The 463-nt window shown below is 29.9% G+C and carries 1 pseudogene; it reads left to right on the top strand.

The window, feature by feature from the left end:
- A pseudogene (locus tag BZK16_RS14940) lies at positions 1-463 on the top strand (ATP-binding protein); the annotation flags it as partial.

The following is a 463-nucleotide window of genomic DNA, read 5'->3' as shown; positions in this document are numbered from 1 at the left end:
TTAAGAAACATCTTTGATGTGAAAGAAAGTATTGATAAAGACTTCCATTTATTGAGTGTAATATCCTTAAGAAATTGTAATCAATCTATGAAAAAAATGATTCCTTTATTGCTTGCAAAAATGTTTTATCAAAATCATAAAGACACAGTTAAATCACCACCTGATAGCACATTACATTTGATTATCGACGAGGCACACAATATTCTTTCTCAACAATNTTACATTTGATTATCGACGAGGCACACAATATTCTTTCTCAACAATCTAATAGAGAACAAGCTAGTTGGAAAGATTATAGATTAGAGCTTTTTGAGGAAATTATTAAAGAAGGTAGAAAATTCGGTATGTATCTAACTTTGGCAAGTCAAAGACCTGCGGACATTTCGCCAACGATAATGTCACAGATTCATAACTTCTTTATTCATCGGTTAGTTAATGACAAAGATTTATTTTTAATTGATAA

This window comes from Wohlfahrtiimonas populi (assembly GCF_002006795.1).
GTDB lineage: Bacteria > Pseudomonadota > Gammaproteobacteria > Cardiobacteriales > Wohlfahrtiimonadaceae > Wohlfahrtiimonas > Wohlfahrtiimonas populi.
Note: the sequence above shows the minus strand (reverse complement) of the source record. Positions and strands in the feature narration are given on the sequence as shown.